15 protein-coding genes are annotated in these 14,794 nt (G+C 72.4%); 6 read left to right on the forward strand and 9 right to left on the reverse strand.

The window, feature by feature from the left end; translation table 11 throughout:
• Positions 1-13 precede the first annotated feature (13 nt).
• The 5 genes from LZ198_RS43040 to LZ198_RS35180 form a co-directional block, all read right to left on the reverse strand.
• Positions 14-2,035 carry a response regulator gene (locus tag LZ198_RS43040; RefSeq protein ID WP_256560195.1) on the reverse strand — a complete coding sequence of 674 codons (2,022 nt, stop codon included), beginning with the start codon at positions 2,033-2,035 and terminating at the stop codon, positions 14-16.
• A complete protein-coding gene (locus LZ198_RS35165; RefSeq protein WP_253976512.1) occupies positions 2,032-4,587 on the reverse strand; it encodes an ATP-binding protein in 2,556 nt (851 codons plus the stop codon). Before LZ198_RS35165 ends, LZ198_RS43040 begins: the two co-directional genes overlap by 4 nt.
• Entirely contained in the window at positions 4,584-4,961 is a 378-nt protein-coding gene (locus LZ198_RS35170; RefSeq protein WP_253976513.1) for a response regulator, read from the reverse strand. Before LZ198_RS35170 ends, LZ198_RS35165 begins: the two co-directional genes overlap by 4 nt.
• 229 nt (positions 4,962-5,190) lie before the next feature.
• The gene (locus LZ198_RS35175) at positions 5,191-5,628 is read right to left on the reverse strand and encodes a helix-turn-helix domain-containing protein (protein WP_253976514.1); all 438 of its coding nucleotides are present in this window, start codon (positions 5,626-5,628) and stop codon (positions 5,191-5,193) included.
• Positions 5,629-5,732: 104 nt separating this feature from the next.
• Entirely contained in the window at positions 5,733-6,080 is a 348-nt protein-coding gene (locus LZ198_RS35180) for a helix-turn-helix transcriptional regulator (RefSeq protein WP_253976515.1), read from the reverse strand.
• Between the two features lie 216 nt (positions 6,081-6,296).
• Here LZ198_RS35180 and LZ198_RS35185 point away from each other — a divergent pair, with 216 nt between their 5' ends.
• The 5 genes from LZ198_RS35185 to LZ198_RS35205 all read left to right on the forward strand — a co-directional run bounded on the left by LZ198_RS35185 (position 6,297) and on the right by LZ198_RS35205 (position 11,618).
• Positions 6,297-7,508, forward strand: coding sequence for a serine/threonine-protein kinase (locus tag LZ198_RS35185; RefSeq protein ID WP_253976516.1), 1,212 nt, complete (start codon positions 6,297-6,299; stop codon positions 7,506-7,508).
• 34 nt (positions 7,509-7,542) lie between these two features.
• A complete protein-coding gene (locus LZ198_RS35190) occupies positions 7,543-8,730 on the forward strand; it encodes a serine/threonine-protein kinase (protein WP_253976517.1) in 1,188 nt (395 codons plus the stop codon).
• A gap of 112 nt (positions 8,731-8,842) precedes the next feature.
• Positions 8,843-9,226: a hypothetical protein gene (locus tag LZ198_RS35195; protein WP_253976518.1), complete on the forward strand. Its 384-nt coding sequence runs from the start codon at positions 8,843-8,845 to the stop codon at positions 9,224-9,226.
• 350 nt (positions 9,227-9,576) lie between these two features.
• Positions 9,577-10,260 (forward strand): hypothetical protein, encoded by a 684-nt coding sequence (locus tag LZ198_RS35200; protein ID WP_253976519.1) that lies wholly within the window; start codon positions 9,577-9,579, stop codon positions 10,258-10,260.
• A 137-nt stretch (positions 10,261-10,397) separates the two neighbouring features.
• Positions 10,398-11,618 carry a CBS domain-containing protein gene (locus LZ198_RS35205; RefSeq protein WP_253976520.1) on the forward strand — a complete coding sequence of 407 codons (1,221 nt, stop codon included), beginning with the start codon at positions 10,398-10,400 and terminating at the stop codon, positions 11,616-11,618.
• Between the two features lie 27 nt (positions 11,619-11,645).
• On the opposite strand, the gene LZ198_RS35210 is transcribed toward LZ198_RS35205, so the two are convergent.
• Positions 11,646-12,167: a hypothetical protein gene (locus LZ198_RS35210; RefSeq protein WP_253976521.1), complete on the reverse strand. Its 522-nt coding sequence runs from the start codon at positions 12,165-12,167 to the stop codon at positions 11,646-11,648.
• A 131-nt stretch (positions 12,168-12,298) separates the two neighbouring features.
• Here LZ198_RS35210 and LZ198_RS35215 point away from each other — a divergent pair, with 131 nt between their 5' ends.
• On the forward strand, positions 12,299-12,460 hold the full coding sequence (locus LZ198_RS35215) for a hypothetical protein (RefSeq protein WP_253976522.1): 162 nt from the start codon (positions 12,299-12,301) through the stop codon (positions 12,458-12,460).
• Positions 12,461-12,631: 171 nt separating this feature from the next.
• On the opposite strand, the gene LZ198_RS35220 is transcribed toward LZ198_RS35215, so the two are convergent.
• The 3 genes from LZ198_RS35220 to LZ198_RS35230 all read right to left on the reverse strand — a co-directional run bounded on the left by LZ198_RS35220 (position 12,632) and on the right by LZ198_RS35230 (position 14,742).
• Entirely contained in the window at positions 12,632-13,435 is an 804-nt protein-coding gene (locus LZ198_RS35220) for a Rieske 2Fe-2S domain-containing protein (protein ID WP_253976523.1), read from the reverse strand.
• Positions 13,432-14,010, reverse strand: a complete 579-nt coding sequence (locus LZ198_RS35225) for a YceI family protein (RefSeq protein WP_253976524.1) — start codon at positions 14,008-14,010, stop codon at positions 13,432-13,434. The genes LZ198_RS35220 and LZ198_RS35225 overlap by 4 nt, the downstream gene beginning before the upstream one ends.
• Positions 14,011-14,079: 69 nt before the next feature.
• Positions 14,080-14,742 (reverse strand): hypothetical protein, encoded by a 663-nt coding sequence (locus LZ198_RS35230; protein WP_253976525.1) that lies wholly within the window; start codon positions 14,740-14,742, stop codon positions 14,080-14,082.
• Positions 14,743-14,794 lie beyond the last annotated feature (52 nt).

A 14,794-nucleotide genomic window follows, 5' to 3' on the forward strand; every position in this document is an offset into this window, starting at 1 on the left:
CGACGCCCACGACTCACGTCTCGATGCGATTGCGCCCGTTCGACTTGGCGCGAATCAACCGGACGTCCGCCACGCGCAGCAGCTCCTCCATCGTGACGCCGTCGCCCGGCGTCGCCGCGATGCCCGCGCTCACGGTGATGTGGAAGGCCTCGCCCGCGTCACCCTCGAAGGTCAGCTCCGCCACCTCCGTCAGCGTGCGCTGGAGGATGGCCTTCGCGCTCTCCACCGTCTCCCCCAGCAGCGCCACCACGAACTCCTCCCCGCCCCACCGTCCGCGCACGTCCTCCCGCCGGAAGCGCGCGCCCAACAGCCGCCCCAGCCGCGTCAACACGCGGTCCCCCGCCAGGTGCCCGTACTTGTCGTTCACCCGCTTGAAGTGGTCCACATCCAGGAAACACACCGCCAACGAGCGCTGCTGCCGCTGCGCCTCCGACAACCGCGCCCGCAGCCCATCGATGAACGGCCGCCGCATCAACAGCCCCGTCAGCGCGTCCCGCTCCGCCCGCTCCCTCGACAGCCGCGCCCGCTCCAGCCGCGCGTGCACCCGCGCCCGCAGCTCCTCGCGCAACACCGGCTTCGAGATGTAGTCGTCCGCCCCCGCCTGGAACGCCGCCAACCGGAACTCCAACCCCAGGTGCGCCGTAATCAACAACACCGGCAGCTCCTGCCACTCCGGCGTCGAACGCAGGATGCGACACAAGTCGAACCCGCTCGGCCCCGGCATCTGCACGTCCAGCAACAACAGGTCCGGCCGGTGCTCCGCCAACGACTCCATCAACCGGTGCGCGTCGCTCAGCCCCACCACCTCCACCTGGTCGCTCGCCAACGCATGCACCAACACCGCGATGGCCTCCGGGTCGTCGTCCACCACCAACACCCGCGAGCGCTCCGGCCGCCGCGCCGCCACCATCCGCTCCGCCGCCGACGAGAAGTCCAACCCCGTCAACGGCCGCGGCAGGAACAACGACGCCCCCGCGTGCGCCGCCGCCACCCGGTCCTCCAACCCCAACGCCGTCCCCGTGAACGCCAAGGGCAACGCCTCCAACCCCGGCTCCGCCCGCAACACGTGCGCCGCCTGGATGCCGCCCTGCGCCCCGCCCAGGTTCAGGTGGATGAGCGCCCCGTCCACCCACTGCCGACGCGCCACCGCCCGCGCCCCCTCCGGCGTCCCCGCCGTCACCACCCGCACCACGTGCGCCCGCCCCAGCCGCTCCGCCTCCGCCAACACCTGCGAGTCCTCGTCCACCACCAGCAGCACGCCCTCCGCCGGCAACACCGGCGCGGGCGCGGCCTTCGGCGGCGGCGCCATGGGCACCCGCGCCGACGCCCCCAGGTCCCGGAACGCCGCGTCCACCGCCGCCCAGTCCAGCGCCAGCCCCTCCCGCCCCGGCCGCAGCGCGTCCTCCAGCTTCCCCGCCGACGCGCTCACCGCCGCGAAGCCATAGCTGCCCGCCGTGCCATGCATCTTGTGCGCGAGCACGTACGCGTCCTCCATCGCCCCCCGCGTCCCCGCCCGCGCCTCGCCCAGCAGCGTCTCCAACGCCGCCACCTTGTCCTTCAACCGGGCGCCATACTCCGCGTTCAGCGCCGCCAGGCTCGCCGCCAGCTCGTCCCCCGGGTCCACGTCCGCCAGCGCCCGCGGACTCGCCGGAGGCGGCAACGCCCGCGTGAAGAGCTGGCTCACCCAGACGAGCAGCTCCTCCGGCCGGTACGGCTTGTGGATGATGCGCGTCACCCGCAACTGCCGCGTCAGCAGCTCGTGGCTCTTCAGGTCCTTCCAGAACGCGGACGCGAACAGCACGGGCAGCTCCGGCTGCGTCTCGCGCAGCTCCCGGATGAAGTCCGTCCCCGTCACCCCCGGCAACAGGCCATCCACGATGGCCGCGTCCACCTTCGTCTTCGACAAGAGGGTGCGCGCCTCCACCGCCGTGCGCGCGGCCTCCACGCGAAAACCCTTCTCGCGGAGGAAGGCCGCCACCAGGTTCTGCAGGTCCTTGTCGTCCTCGAGGAACAGGAGCGTCCGCGCTTCGCTCATGACATCGCCTTTCTCGTCGGCTCGATGGCCTCTTTGCGCGACAACAATCCACTGAGCAGCTCCCGCACGGAGGACACCAGCTCCTCCTCCGTCGAGCGCGCCTTCATCAGGTGCCGGGTGATGCCCAACGTCAGTTGCCGCTGGTCCGCCCGCGACAGCTCCCGCGCCGTGAAGACGATGAGCGGCGTGGCCCGCCCCCGCCCCTGTCGCAGGATGTCCACCACCTCGAAACCATCCAACCGGGGCAGCGCCACGTCCAACACGATGAGGTCCGGCGGCGTCTCCCGCGCAAGCTCCACCGCGCTCTCCCCGTCCGCCGCCTCGAAGACCTGCACACTGCCCAACTTCTCCAACTGCGCGGAGATGATGCGCCGGGTGGTGGCGTCGTCATCCACCACCAGCACCCGCGCCTGCCCCGGCCGCCGCATCGCGCACCGCAGCGCGGAGAGCAACCGCGACGCCTCCAGCGGCTTGGGCACCCAGTCCACCCACAAGGGCCGTCCCACGCCCTCCTCCTCCGACGAGCGCCCCGACAACGCCAGCACCGGCAGGTCCCGCGTGCGCGCCTGCTCGCGCAGCCCCCGCACCCAGTCCAGCGCGTGCCCGTCCGGCATCTGCGTGTCCAGCACCACCGCGTCCGGCAGCACCTCCTCCAACGCCCGGGCCGCCTCCACCAGCGACGCGGCGCCCACCACCCGGTAGCCCTCGTCCGTCAGCAACCCGCGCAAGAGCGCCGACAGCGCCCCGTCCGCCGTCGACACCAGCACCGTGTGCCGCGACGCGCCCCGGGGCGACTGCACCGCCGCGTGCGAGCCCGACACCGCGCGCGGCGCCTCCAACGTGAACGTGAACGTCGAGCCGCGCCCCAGCTCGCTCACCACCTCGATGCGCCCGCCGTGCTGGTTCACGATGGCCTGCGAGATGGCCAGGCCCAGCCCCGTGCCCCCCTTGGAGCGCGTGTCCGAGCCGTCCAGTTGCTGGAAGCGGCCGAAGAGCTTCTGCCGCTGCTCCTCCGCGATGCCCGGCCCCCGGTCCACCACGCCGAAGCGCACCTGCCCCGAGCCCTCCGACCGCACGCGCACCGTCACCTCCGCCCCCGCGGGCGAGAACTTCACCGCGTTGGAGACGAGGTTGGTGAGCACCTGGATGAGCCGGTCGCGGTCGCCCCGGACCTTCGGCGCGTCCTCCACGTCCGCGCGCAGCGACACCCCCGCCGCGTCCGCCATGCCGCGCACGCCGGAGAAGGTCGCCTCCACCAGCTCGTGGCACTCCAGCGAGGCCAGCTTCAACTCCAGCTTGCCCGCCTCCATCTTCTCCAGGTCGAGGATGTCGTTGATGAGCCGGATGAGGCGTTCGGTGTTCGTCCGCGCGATGCGCACCATGTCCAGCGCCTGCGCCGGCATCTCCCCCACGATGCCGCCCTCCAGCAGCCCCAGCGAGCCGCGGATGGAGGTGAGCGGCGTGCGCAGCTCGTGGCTCACCGTGGAGACGAACTCGTTCTTCATCCGCTCCACCTCCTTGCGCTCGGTGATGTCGCGCACGAAGGCGGTGAAGCGCGCGGGGCCGTCGCCGGGCACGCGCGTCATCGTCAGCTCCGCCGGGAACAGGCTCCCGTCCGAGCGCAGACACGGGGACTCCACGCGCGTGGCCCCCCGCGCCGTCTCGCGCAGCGCGGCGGCCACCTCCTCGCGCTTGTCCGCCGGCAGCGACGCGGGCAGCGCCAGCGCCAGGAAGTCGCGCCCCCGCGCCTCCGCCTCCGACACGAGGAACACGCGCTCCGCCGTGGGGTTGAGCTCCAGCAGCCGCCCCGCCTCGTCCAGGAGCAGGATGCCGTCCGGGGCCGCCTCCAGGATGGCCGCCTTGCGCGCCTCGCTGGCGCGCTGCTCGGCGCTCACCTGCGACAACGCCCGGCTGCGCTCCTCCACCCGCCGCTCCAGGTCCTGGTTGAGCAGGGCCAGCTCCTGGCTCATGCGCGACAGCCGCAGCAGCACCACCGACACGTAGGCCATCAACCCCAGCGACACCCCGAAGAAGACGATGCGCGTGCGCTCGTTGTCCGCCTGCGTCCCCTCGTACAACTGGAGGAAGGTGCTCATCAGCCGCTCGGCCTGCGCGCTGGCGGAGTGCTCGAGCAGCGCCTGGAGCGACGCGTCCGCGGCGAGCCGGTCGCCCCGCGACCCCGCCTCCCGCGAGCGCGCCAGCAGCGCCTGGTTCTCCTCCAGCGTGCGCACGTACGCGTCCAGCACCGCGCCCAGCACGCCCCGCTCCTCGCGCGACAGGAACGACGGGAAGTCACGCAGCGCGTCCGCGCGGGCCCGGAGCGCGGCGAAGGCCGGGGCCTGGGAGCCGTGCTGCTCCGGCAGCCCCAGCCGCGCGCGCAGCATGTCCTGCTCCAGCTCCACGCTGGCCACGCGCAGCTGCTGCAGGAGCGTGCGGTAGCGGTCGTTCTCCGCCGTGGCCCACGGGCGCCCCACCACGAACAGGGCACAGAGCACGAGCAGCGCCCCCACCGCCAGCGCCGCCGAGCGCTTGGAGAGACGCGAGCGCGTCATCCCGCCACCAGCTTGCGAATCTCCTGGGGCAGCGTCATGGGGTCGAAGGGCTTGCCAATCACACCCGCGGCGCCCAGCTCCAGGTAGCGCGCCACCTCCTGCTTCTGCACCTTCGCCGTCATGAAGATGATGGGCGTGCGCGCCGTGGCGTCCTGCTCGCGCAGCTTGCCGAACGTCGTGGGGCCGTCCATCCCCGGCATCATCACGTCGAGCAGGATGAGGTCCGGCTGCTCCGCCACCGCCACCGCCAGCGCCTCCGCCCCCGAGGACGCCAGCACCGTCTCCCACCCGCCCACGCGGCTCAGGCTGAGCCGACCGATGGCGCGGATGTCCTCCTCGTCGTCCACCAGCATCACCTTGCGAAGCATCGTCATGAGAACAGTCCTCGGAGACCAGCGGGGGCGGGGGTACGGACGGGGAGGAGTGCTGGAGTCATTCCACGACCTGGGGTGACGGGAACGGACACACGGTAGCGCGCGAGCACGGGGACGGGGGCACTCCCGTGCTACCGCATCCTCCCGAATCCAGGCAGTGGACGTCCGTCCAAGGCCGCTTCCCCTGGGGGGCGGGCGAGGTGGGAGCCCACGAGGACTGTCGTCCAACCTACCCGGACGCCCGGCGGCGCCTGACGGGCCGGGGCCGGGGCGCCGCGGCGGGGGCCCGGGGAACCACCGTCACCACGGCGTTGACCACGCGGGACACCGCGCGCAGCTGGGCCGCGTCCAGCTCCCGCAGCTTGCGCGTCATCCGGCGCAGCTCGAGCGAGTCGTCCTCGTCCGGGGCGCGCACGGGGCGGCCCACCGGCGCCTGCCCCCGGCCCACGCCCAGCAGCGTGTCCGAGGAGACCTGGAGCACCTCGCACAGCCGGCGCAGCGTCTGGGTGCGCGGCAACATCCGCCCGCGCTCCAGCCGGCTGTAGACCTCCATGGACATGCCCACGCGCTCGGCCACGTCGGTCTGGGTCAGCCCCAGCCGCATCCGAGCCACGCGGGCCGCGCCGCCCAGGACGGCGGCCAGCTCGAAGTCGACAGGCTCACGCATGGCCCGCGAGCCTCTCACGCGCGCGGGAGGCGGCAAGTTTCCGGGCGCCGCTTCCGTGCCGTCGACCCGGGGCTCCGGCCCACCCTGCCCCGGGGGCGGGCCGCTCATCGCCGGGGGGCTCCCAGCAGCCCCAGCGCGAGCGACAGCCCGCGCAGCTCCTCCGGCCCCAGCCGCCGCAGCCGCCTCACCAGCCGCCGCAGCGCGGGCGGGTCGAGGGGGACGTGGGGCCCCCGGCCGTCCGACAGCCCCAGGAGCACGTTGGCGTCCAACCCCAACACCTGACACAGCCTGCGCAGCGTGACGACGGAGGGCAGCACCCGGCCCCGCTCCAGCCGGCCATAGACCTCCCTGGCGATGCCCACGCGCTCGGCCACGGCCGCCTGGGTCAATCCCAGCCGGGCCCGGGCCCTCCTCGCCACCGCGCCGGTGGTGATGGCCTGTTCCTCGTTCATCGTCCTCGCGCCCCTCGCGGGTATTCCCTGTCACATCCCCAGCCCCAATCCCTACCCGTCACGGCTGGACACTACCCGAAACGGCGTCCACCATGCTATGGACCTCACAGGTTGAATCAGGATGCCAGGAATGAACATCGACCCGCGACGTGACAGAGCTGGATTGGACCCTGGAAGTCATATGTCGGTGGAAGGCGTGGAGGGGAGGGACGGACGATGAGCGACGTCGAGGCGATGCATCCGCTGCTGCTCCAGGGTTCCGAACAGATTGGCGCGCTGCGCATCATCCGGAGGCTGGCGACCGGGGGCTACGGCGCCATCTTCCTGGCGGAGAGCGAGACGCGCGGCACGGTGGCGTTGAAGTTCGCGCTCGAGGGCCCCTCGCGGGACGACGAGGCGCGGGTGGACGCGCGCACGCGCAAGGAGGCGAAGCTGCTGATGCACCTGGCCCACCCGAACGTGGTGGAGCTGCTCGGCTACCGGCGCTGGCCGGACGCGCGGCGCGGCTACCTGTGCCTCATCATGGACTACGTGGAGGGCCCCACCCTGTCCGAGTGGGCGCTGGGGCCCCACGCCACGCCCCGGCGCGCGGTGGAGGTCTTCGCGTCGCTGGCGAGGACGCTGGACGCGGTGCACGGCGCGGGGGTGATGCACCGCGACCTCAAGGGCAGCAACATCATCGTCCGCGCGTCGGACGGGCAGCCGGTGCTGGTGGACTTCGGCTCCGGGGACCACGCGTGCACGCCGCCGCTGACGGAGGACCGGCTGCCGCCGGGCACGCCCAGCTACCGCAGCCCGGAGGCGCTGCGCTTCTGGCTGGGGCCCCGCGCGCCCCGGTCGCGCTACCGCTTCGAGCGCACCGACGACCTGTACTCCCTGGGCCTGGTGTTCCACGAGGTGCTCACCGGCGCCTTCCCCTATCCGGCCTACCTGCCGCCGTCCGCGCTGCTGGCGAGCATCGAGTCGGCGGTGCTCGCGCCGCCGTCGTCGCTCAACCCGCGCGTGCCGCCCGCGCTGGACGGCATCGTGCTGAAGCTGCTCAGTCGCCACGCGGCGGAGCGGCAGCCCTCCGGCGCGGCGCTGTACGAGGACCTGCGCGCGGCGCTGGAGCGCGCGGACGCGACGTGGGACGCGCCGCTGTTCCCGCCCCGCCCTCCCCACGAGGCCGTCACCGAGGAGGCGGAGGAGCTGTTCGACGGAGACGAGGACGCCCGCGCGCTGCGGCGGTGGATGCGCCGGCCGGAGTGGCCCGGCGTGGACTCCGACTCCGCCCCGCCCCGGACGCCCCCCACCGAGCCCGGCCCGGCCGCGCTCGACGAAGGCCCGACGCCCCCGTGGCGGATCTGGATGCGCAAGCGACTGCACGCGCTGCGCGCCGCGCTGCGGCCCTGGCGGCGCAAGGGCCCGGGGACGCCCCGTGGCGACTGAACGCCCCTTCCACCCCGCAGGTCCATCGACGCCCATGACGACGCCCGACACGCCCGACACGTTGGATGATGCTCCCGGAAGCCCCCGCTCGCCGCGCGTGCTGTTCAGCGTGGGCGGCACGGTGTTCGAGTTCGTGCGCAAGCTGGAGGTGCGCTCCACCGGCGAGCTGCTGATGCTGGCCCGCCGGCGCTACCGCAACGGCCTGGGAGGGCTGGTGGTGGTGAAGCGGCTGCGCAACCCGACGACGTTCGTCGAGCGGCGCCGGCTGGTCGAGGAGGTGGAGCTGACGTTCCGGCTCCACCACCCCAACATCGCCCAGGTGCACCACCTGAAGCTGTACCGGGGCGCGCCGCACGTGGTGATGGAGTACGTGGAGGGCCGCTCGCTGGACACGGTGCTCAACCTGGCGGCCATGCGGCGGCGGCCCATGTCCCCGGCGTTCGGCGCGCACGTCGTGGCGGAGGTGGCGGACGCGCTGCACCACGCCCACGGCCAGCGGGACGACGCGAACCGGCCGCTGCACATCGTCCACCGAGACGTGAGCCCCCGGAACATCCGCGTGGGCACGCACGGCGAGGTGAAGCTGACGCACTTCACCGTGGCCACGTCGCGGCTCGCCGGGCGCGAGGACACCAGCCGCCCGCTGGTGAAGGGCGACATCGCCTACGCGTCGCCGGAGGCGCTGCTGCGCGTGCCGGTGGATGCGCGGTCGGATGTCTTCTCGCTGGGGCTGGTGCTGCTGGAGCTGCTGACGGGGAAGCACCCGCTCGCCGTGGAGGAGACGCCGCCACCTCCGCCCGTGCCGCAGACGTTGGCGCTGGAGGCGCAGGGGCCCACGTGGATGCCGGTGAGCGAGGTGGCCTCGCGCATCCTCCGGTTGGAGCCGGAGCTGGTGGCCCGGCTCTCCGAGGGCGTGCCCGCTCCGCTCGCGGAGGTGGTGCGCCGCGCGCTGCGTGTCGACCCGGTGGACCGCTTCCCCAACGCCGCGGAGCTGGGCCTGGCGCTGCGCGAGTGGCTGCACACGCACGCGCCCAACCACGGCCGCCACGACGTCGCCCAGGAGGTGGTCCGCGCGGCGGCGGAGGCCACGGAGCGACGCAACCAATCCGAGCTGCTCGAGAACGGCGTGCTCCCGGAGGGCCTCACGACGGAGGAGGCCGCCCTGGCGACGGAGCCCCCCGCCTCCGCCGGGGAGGACCCGCTCGACGACATGGAGCGCTGAGCGGCGCGAGGCCCCGGTCGCCCGCCTGCCCCGCGGGCTCCGGGTCCAGCGCCATGGCCGGCTTGCGGCGCGCATTCCCCGTCACGAACGTACCCCGACGGAGGAGTCCACCATGGCGCACGACGACGAGCGGCAGCTCCCCAACCAACCGGCAGAGGACTACTACGGGCGGACCACGGGCCTCCGACACGAGGAGGGCCTGCGGGGCGACGCCGAGGACGCGCCCCCCGAGGAGGACCGCGCGGACACACCGGCGCGCCCCGCCGTGGCGAGCAGCGAGGAGGACGAGGACACGCGCGAGGTGGAGCGGCTCGCGGCGGACGAGGACGCGCTGGAGCGGGACCGGCCGCGCCCCATGGACCCCACCGAGCGCACCCCGGGCGCCATCCTCGACGACATCCCGGACGGCGACGGGCCGCGCAGCGACGCGGGCACCAACCCGCTGCCGGACCACTACTGGACGGCGTACCCCGGCGCGCTCGAGGAGGAGCGCTGAAGCCTGACACCCCGCGCGCCACCGCGACGTGACGCCGTGGCGCGCCCCGCCGCCTGACGCCGTACGGCTGGCGGTTGTCTGTGTTTCGCGGCGGGCCCGCAGCCGCGACGCGTGTTCGAGGCGCGAGGGGACCTTCCGGGTCCCCCGCCTCCGCGCTCCCCGTCAGGCCTCCCCGCGCTCGGACGCGCCCGACCCGTGGGCACGGTCCCGCCCCGGGGCGTCACGTCTCCACGCACGCACCGGACGTGCGCGGTGAGGGGCCTGTTTTCCAATGACTCACGCGCTTCCCGGGATGTCAGCCCCCCTCTGTACTGTGAACACATTCGCCAGCACCCAGGGGGAGCGACTCCATGGCGGAAATCCGTGAATTGCCGCGCGTGTCCGTGAACAAGTTGGGTGAGTACCTGACCGCCACCCCCGCGCGTCGCAAGCGCATCATCTACGACCAGAAGCACCCTCCCGAGCAGCAGTACCTGCGCTATCCCGAGGCCTCGCACGCCATCACCGACTTCCTGTGCCGGGGGATGGACCCGAGCATCCTGCGCGAGCACCAGCGCCGCTTCGCGTGCAGCGTCCCGCAGACGGAGTTCGAGGCGCAGCGCCTGCATCTGTGCTCGGAGGCGCTGGAGCGCTTCGCGGACGTGGTGCCCTGGCTCGGGCTGGACGAGGCGGTGCTGAGCGCGGTGGGCGCCGAGCCGCCAGTGCTGGAGATGGCGGGGGTCACCATCAGCGTGCGGCCAGAGGTCGTCATCCAGCGCGTGGACCGGAACGGCTCGCCGCGCGTGGGGCTGATGAAGCTCTACTTCTCCAAGCACCACCCGCTGGACGAGCGCTCGGGGCAGTACATCGGGACGATGCTCCAGCGCTTCGCGGAGCAGCACCTGTGCCAGCTCGGTCCGTCCGACCACCGGCTCGTCCAGGTGGTGGACGTCTTCGCGGGGACCATCTTCACCGCGCCGCGCGCGCACATCCGCCGGCTGAGCGACGTGGTGCTCGCGTGCGAGGAGATCGCCGAGCGGTGGGCGGTGCACTGAGGCCCCTCGCGGCCGGCGGGCGGGCCGCCGAGGGGTGGCTCGCCGCCACCGCCCTGCAGACGTGGAGCGGACCGCCGTAGCGGGCAGGCGGGCGAGCCCGGGTTGGAGGGGGGTGGAGGCGTCGTCAATTTGCCTCCATGGCCCAGAGACTCGACAACGGCCGGGACGACTCCCGGGAAGCGCGGCGGCAGGGGGTGGAGCAGGAGAACTCGCGGCCCGTCGACGCGGCCCCGCCGGGCTCTCGCGAGCGCGGTGAGTCGGACCTGACGGGCTGGAATCCGGCGCGGGACGAGGAGCCCTCCTTGCGAGAGGGGCGCTTCCACCGCGCCGCGCAGTTGCGCATGGCGCAGGTCCGCACGGACATCGACGACCGGGACGCGTCCCAGCGGCGCTCGGGCCGAGGGCCGGAGTGGGCCACGGGTGGGGTCCTCGGTGGACCGTACGGGCTCGATGACCGCGACGACCGCTACGCGGACGGACGGGGGCCCCGCGCCATCATGGGCGACCACGACGAGGAGCTGTCGCCCCAGCGCGCGGAGTTCCGCCCCTGGAACCGCAGGGGCTACGGCCCCGAGGACGCGCCTCGTGAGGACGCGCGATATCAGGGCCGCGACCCGGGCGGAGAGGTACGCCGGCACGGCGGCGGACCTTCCCACCGCAAGTGGATGCACGAGGGCAGGCCCGGGGGTGGTGAGCACGCGCGCGGGTCACCGATGCGCGGCGACGCCGAGGCGCACGAGTACGTGCGGCCCCTGGATGCGCGCGGGTCGGGATGGAGCGTGCGGGAGCGGCATCACGACCGGGACCCGCGCGAGCGCGACGAGCGGACCTTCGTGGCCGACCACCTCCGCGAGGACCGGAGCCAGGACTTCCGCATGACGGCGTCGGGGCGGCGTGGTTGGAGGCGGGAGCCCCTGACGGCGGGCGAGGTGATGACCCGCAACGTCCGCACCGTGCGGCGCAACACGCCCCTGCGCGACGTCGCGCGCATCATGAAGGACGAGGACTGTGGCGTGGTCCCCATCGTCGACTCGCTCGGGCGACTGGAGGGCATCGTCACCGACCGCGACCTCGCCGTGCGCGCGTTCATGCAAGGACGGCCCGTGGAGCAGCTCCAGGTCTCGGACGTCATGACCGATGACGTGGAGGCCGTCACCTCCACGGAGGACCTGCACGGCGTGCTGGTCGTCATGGGACAGAAGCAGGTCCGCCGCCTGCCCGTCGTCGAGCGCGATGACCGGGTCATCGGCATCATCTCGCTGGGCGACATCGCGCAGCGCGCCGACGACGACGAGGCGCTTCAAGAGACGCTGGAGCGCATCTCCGCGCGGCGCTCGTTCTGGACGCGGCTGCGGTGAGACAGAGGACTCCGCGTCGACCTCGGGTCACGACGACATGAGGCGACGCAGCTCCTCGTCGTTCACCCACCAGATGCACTCGAAGGGAATCACCCAGAATCCGTCGCTCGCGAGCGAGAGCAGCGCTGGGGGCACCCATCCGTAGATGACGTTCCCGTGGCGTGGGTGGTCCTCTTCCGCGAACCAGGTGTCCCATCCTGGAGTGTCGTCATCGTCCAGGAATCCATTCGAGGGCGCGGTCGCCGCACCGCAGAGGTCTGTATTGAAGTCCGTGGCGAAGACGCGCCCCCCCAACAGCTCTCCCAGGGGAGGCAACGGATGAGGCGTCCGCAGCAGCGCCTCGCGCCGCTTCTCGACGATGAGGTCCACCGCTTCTCGTCCCGTCTCGGGTGAGCCGAGGATGCGGCGGATCCTCTCGTACCCTTCGAACCCACAAAAGGACGGCTTCCACTCCAGCGTCCGCGTCGTCTCTCCCGCCCGCTCGGGGATGGCGCGGGGCAGGCACCACGCGATGGTCTCCGCCAACCGCAACGTGAACTCGTTCGCCATCCCCGAATCCTCACACCGGGGTCTCGAGGAAGTCCACGAAGGCCCGCAGCGCGGCGGGGAGCTGGCGGCGGCTCGGGTAGTCCAGGAAGAAGCCCGGCAACCCCGCCAAGCTCGCCCGCGCCGTCCTCGCGTTGGTCAACGCCCCCCAGCCGCCCCTGCGCCTGGCTTTGGACAGCGACACCCTCGAGCGCGTCGCGGAGAAGAACCGCGAGGTCAACCGGGAGCTGGCGGCCTGGCGCGCCCTGTCGCTCTCCACCGACGGGTTCGAGGACACGCAAGGCGCGCAGGCGTGAGGCGCCCGTGCCCGGCGTGGAGGCAGCGTCACGGCACACACGACTGCGCCTTCGCGACGGGGGCCCCGCCGCCCAAGCCCAAGCCCATGCTGAGCACGGTGGTTCCACGAGCCGGCAGGTGACCAGGACCTCCCAGGTCCCCCGCATGGGAGACCCGGGCCGGCCCGTGGCTCACTGCACGCCGGTGACGACGACCGCGTCGGTCGTCTCGCTGACCGTGAACTTCTTGAGGGGCAGCGTGGCGACACCGCTGACCACGTCTCCGGACGACGAGAAGATGGAGGCGTGGCAGGGGCAGAAGAGGTCCTGCTCCGCCGGGCGGGCCTCCACCTCGCAGCCCTGGTGGGTGCAGATGGAGTCCACGGCCGTCAGCGTCCCGTCGTCCCGGCGGAAGATGAAGATGCGCTTGCCGTAGCCGCTGGGGACGCCGTTCACGATGCCGCCGTTGTCCCGCAGCGCGGGGAACTGCGCGAACGTCAGGCGCACCTCGCCGTTCACCGCGGCGGGGAAGCCCTCCTCGCCGGCGCGCAGGTCGATGCTCAGCACCTGCGTGGCGGGGTTGTACTTGGAGGTGTACTTGCGCAGCCCCACCGTGGCCGGACGCTGCGTCACCGCGCCGTCCACGGGGTTGAACTTCGACAGGTGGCAGGGACACACCACCTCGCGACCGTCGAACCCGAGCGGGCAGGCCGCGTGGGTGCAGATGGAGGACAGGACCGAGAAGTCGTCCTTCGCGTTGTGCGTCACCAGCACGGGTTCGGACGCCCCCGACACGCGCACCGTGAGGGAGCCACCCACCGGCTCCAGGTCCGGATAGCGGGTGACTTGCAGGCTCACCACGCCCTCGGAGCTGGCGGTCACGTCCGTCACCGGCGCGGGGTTGATGTCCGGCGCGCAGGCCGGCAGCGTCGCCGCCGCCCCCGCCGCGCTCGTGCCCAGGATGCCTTTCAGGAAACCTCGCCGCGTCGTGCTCACTTCCCCTCCACCTCGAACGTCAACTTCGGCTCCAGCACCAGCTTGTCGTCCACCTTCACCATCAGCAGCGACGGGCGCTCGATCTTGAACGCATCCAGGCTGACGTCGAAGGCGCCCTCGGTCGTGACCACCGTGGGCGACTTGAAGACCACCGTCACCGGAATCTCCACGTTCTGCGTCACGCCGTGGAAGGTGAGCTTGCCCTTGAGCGTCACCGGCACCTTGCCGGGGAGCGACGCGGGGGGCTTCACGCCGGTGGCAGCGCCCTTGAAGTCGACGATGGGGTACTTGGCCACCTCCGTCACTTCCATCATGTGCGCGTCGCGGTTGGCGTTCTTGGAGTCGAAGTCCTTCACGTTGGCGCGCACCGCCACCTGCAACGTGCCGTCCGGCAGCAGGCGGGCCTTGCCGTCGCTGGGCTTCGCCGTGCCCACCACCTCGTGCGCAGGGTGGTTCATCTTGTAGGTGAGCGAGCTTTCGTCCTTCTTCAGCACGTACGTCTTCGCCGCGTCCTGCGCGGACGCGGAGACGGAGAGGAGCAGCGGAGCCAGCAGAGCGAGTCGTCGAACCATCATGTGCGTCTCCAGGAAAGGACCGGATGGGCCCGCGTCACCCCATGGCCAACGGCGCGCGGGCGCGAAGATTCAGAAGAAGAGCGAGACGACACCCGCCGTCACGGCGCCCAGGGTCGCGTAGCCGACCACCTGGTGCGCGGTGGCCATGTCCGTCTCCGACAGCCGGCCGAAGCGGTCCGTGGCCATCACGCCGAGGATGATCTGCGCCACCATGCCCGCGGTGGCCAGCGCCATGAAGAGCTTGTGGTAGCTGATGGTGTCCCACTCGGTCTTCTCCTTGTCGAACGGCTTCGGCGCCAGGAGGCCCAGCAGGCCCACGGACGCGAACACCGCGGAGGTGCCAATGGCGAAGCCCCGGTGCAGCCCCAGCAGGTTGCGGTCGTCACCGCCGCCCCGGAAGGAGTCGTTGAACTGGAGCTGGCCGATCACCGTCGTGGTGGCGATGCCCGCCGCCAGCGCGAAGCCCAGGCCCTGGTGCAGCTTGAGCATGGTGCGACGGCGGTCGATGCGGGCCTGGAGCTCCGGGTCCACCTGCGCGGCGGCGGCGGATTCGGCGGGCTCGAGCAGGTCGAAGTCGAGCGCGGGGTCCTCCACGGAGGGCTTCGCCTCCTGGGGCTCCTTCTTCGGAGCATCCGCCTTGGGCGCTTCCTTGGACGAGGACGACTGCTGCGCCCGGGCCGTGCTGGTGGAGAGGAGGGAGAGGATGACGAGGACTGCGGCGAGGCGGTTCATCGAGCGAGTTCCGTGGGGGACGCCAGGCGGGGCCGACGGGTAACCAACGCGA

The organism is Myxococcus dinghuensis (assembly GCF_024198235.1).
GTDB classification, from domain to species: Bacteria; Myxococcota; Myxococcia; order Myxococcales; family Myxococcaceae; genus Myxococcus; species Myxococcus dinghuensis.

What these genes read in the sequence shown, in the direction of transcription:
- LZ198_RS35230 (WP_253976525.1), bottom strand. Translation starts at nt 14,742, where the DNA reads ATGAACCGCCTCGCCGCAGTCCTCGTCATCCTCTCCCTCCTCTCCACC.
- LZ198_RS35175 (WP_253976514.1), bottom strand. Translation starts at nt 5,628, where the DNA reads ATGCGTGAGCCTGTCGACTTCGAGCTGGCCGCCGTCCTGGGCGGCGCG.
- LZ198_RS35185 (WP_253976516.1), top strand. Translation starts at nt 6,297, where the DNA reads ATGAGCGACGTCGAGGCGATGCATCCGCTGCTGCTCCAGGGTTCCGAA.
- LZ198_RS35180 (WP_253976515.1), bottom strand. Translation starts at nt 6,080, where the DNA reads ATGAACGAGGAACAGGCCATCACCACCGGCGCGGTGGCGAGGAGGGCC.
- LZ198_RS35205 (WP_253976520.1), top strand. Translation starts at nt 10,398, where the DNA reads ATGGCCCAGAGACTCGACAACGGCCGGGACGACTCCCGGGAAGCGCGG.
- LZ198_RS35210 (WP_253976521.1), bottom strand. Translation starts at nt 12,167, where the DNA reads ATGGCGAACGAGTTCACGTTGCGGTTGGCGGAGACCATCGCGTGGTGC.
- LZ198_RS35165 (WP_253976512.1), bottom strand. Translation starts at nt 4,587, where the DNA reads ATGACGCGCTCGCGTCTCTCCAAGCGCTCGGCGGCGCTGGCGGTGGGG.
- LZ198_RS35170 (WP_253976513.1), bottom strand. Translation starts at nt 4,961, where the DNA reads ATGACGATGCTTCGCAAGGTGATGCTGGTGGACGACGAGGAGGACATC.
- LZ198_RS35225 (WP_253976524.1), bottom strand. Translation starts at nt 14,010, where the DNA reads ATGATGGTTCGACGACTCGCTCTGCTGGCTCCGCTGCTCCTCTCCGTC.
- LZ198_RS35190 (WP_253976517.1), top strand. Translation starts at nt 7,543, where the DNA reads ATGACGACGCCCGACACGCCCGACACGTTGGATGATGCTCCCGGAAGC.
- LZ198_RS43040 (WP_256560195.1), bottom strand. Translation starts at nt 2,035, where the DNA reads ATGAGCGAAGCGCGGACGCTCCTGTTCCTCGAGGACGACAAGGACCTG.
- LZ198_RS35195 (WP_253976518.1), top strand. Translation starts at nt 8,843, where the DNA reads ATGGCGCACGACGACGAGCGGCAGCTCCCCAACCAACCGGCAGAGGAC.
- LZ198_RS35200 (WP_253976519.1), top strand. Translation starts at nt 9,577, where the DNA reads ATGGCGGAAATCCGTGAATTGCCGCGCGTGTCCGTGAACAAGTTGGGT.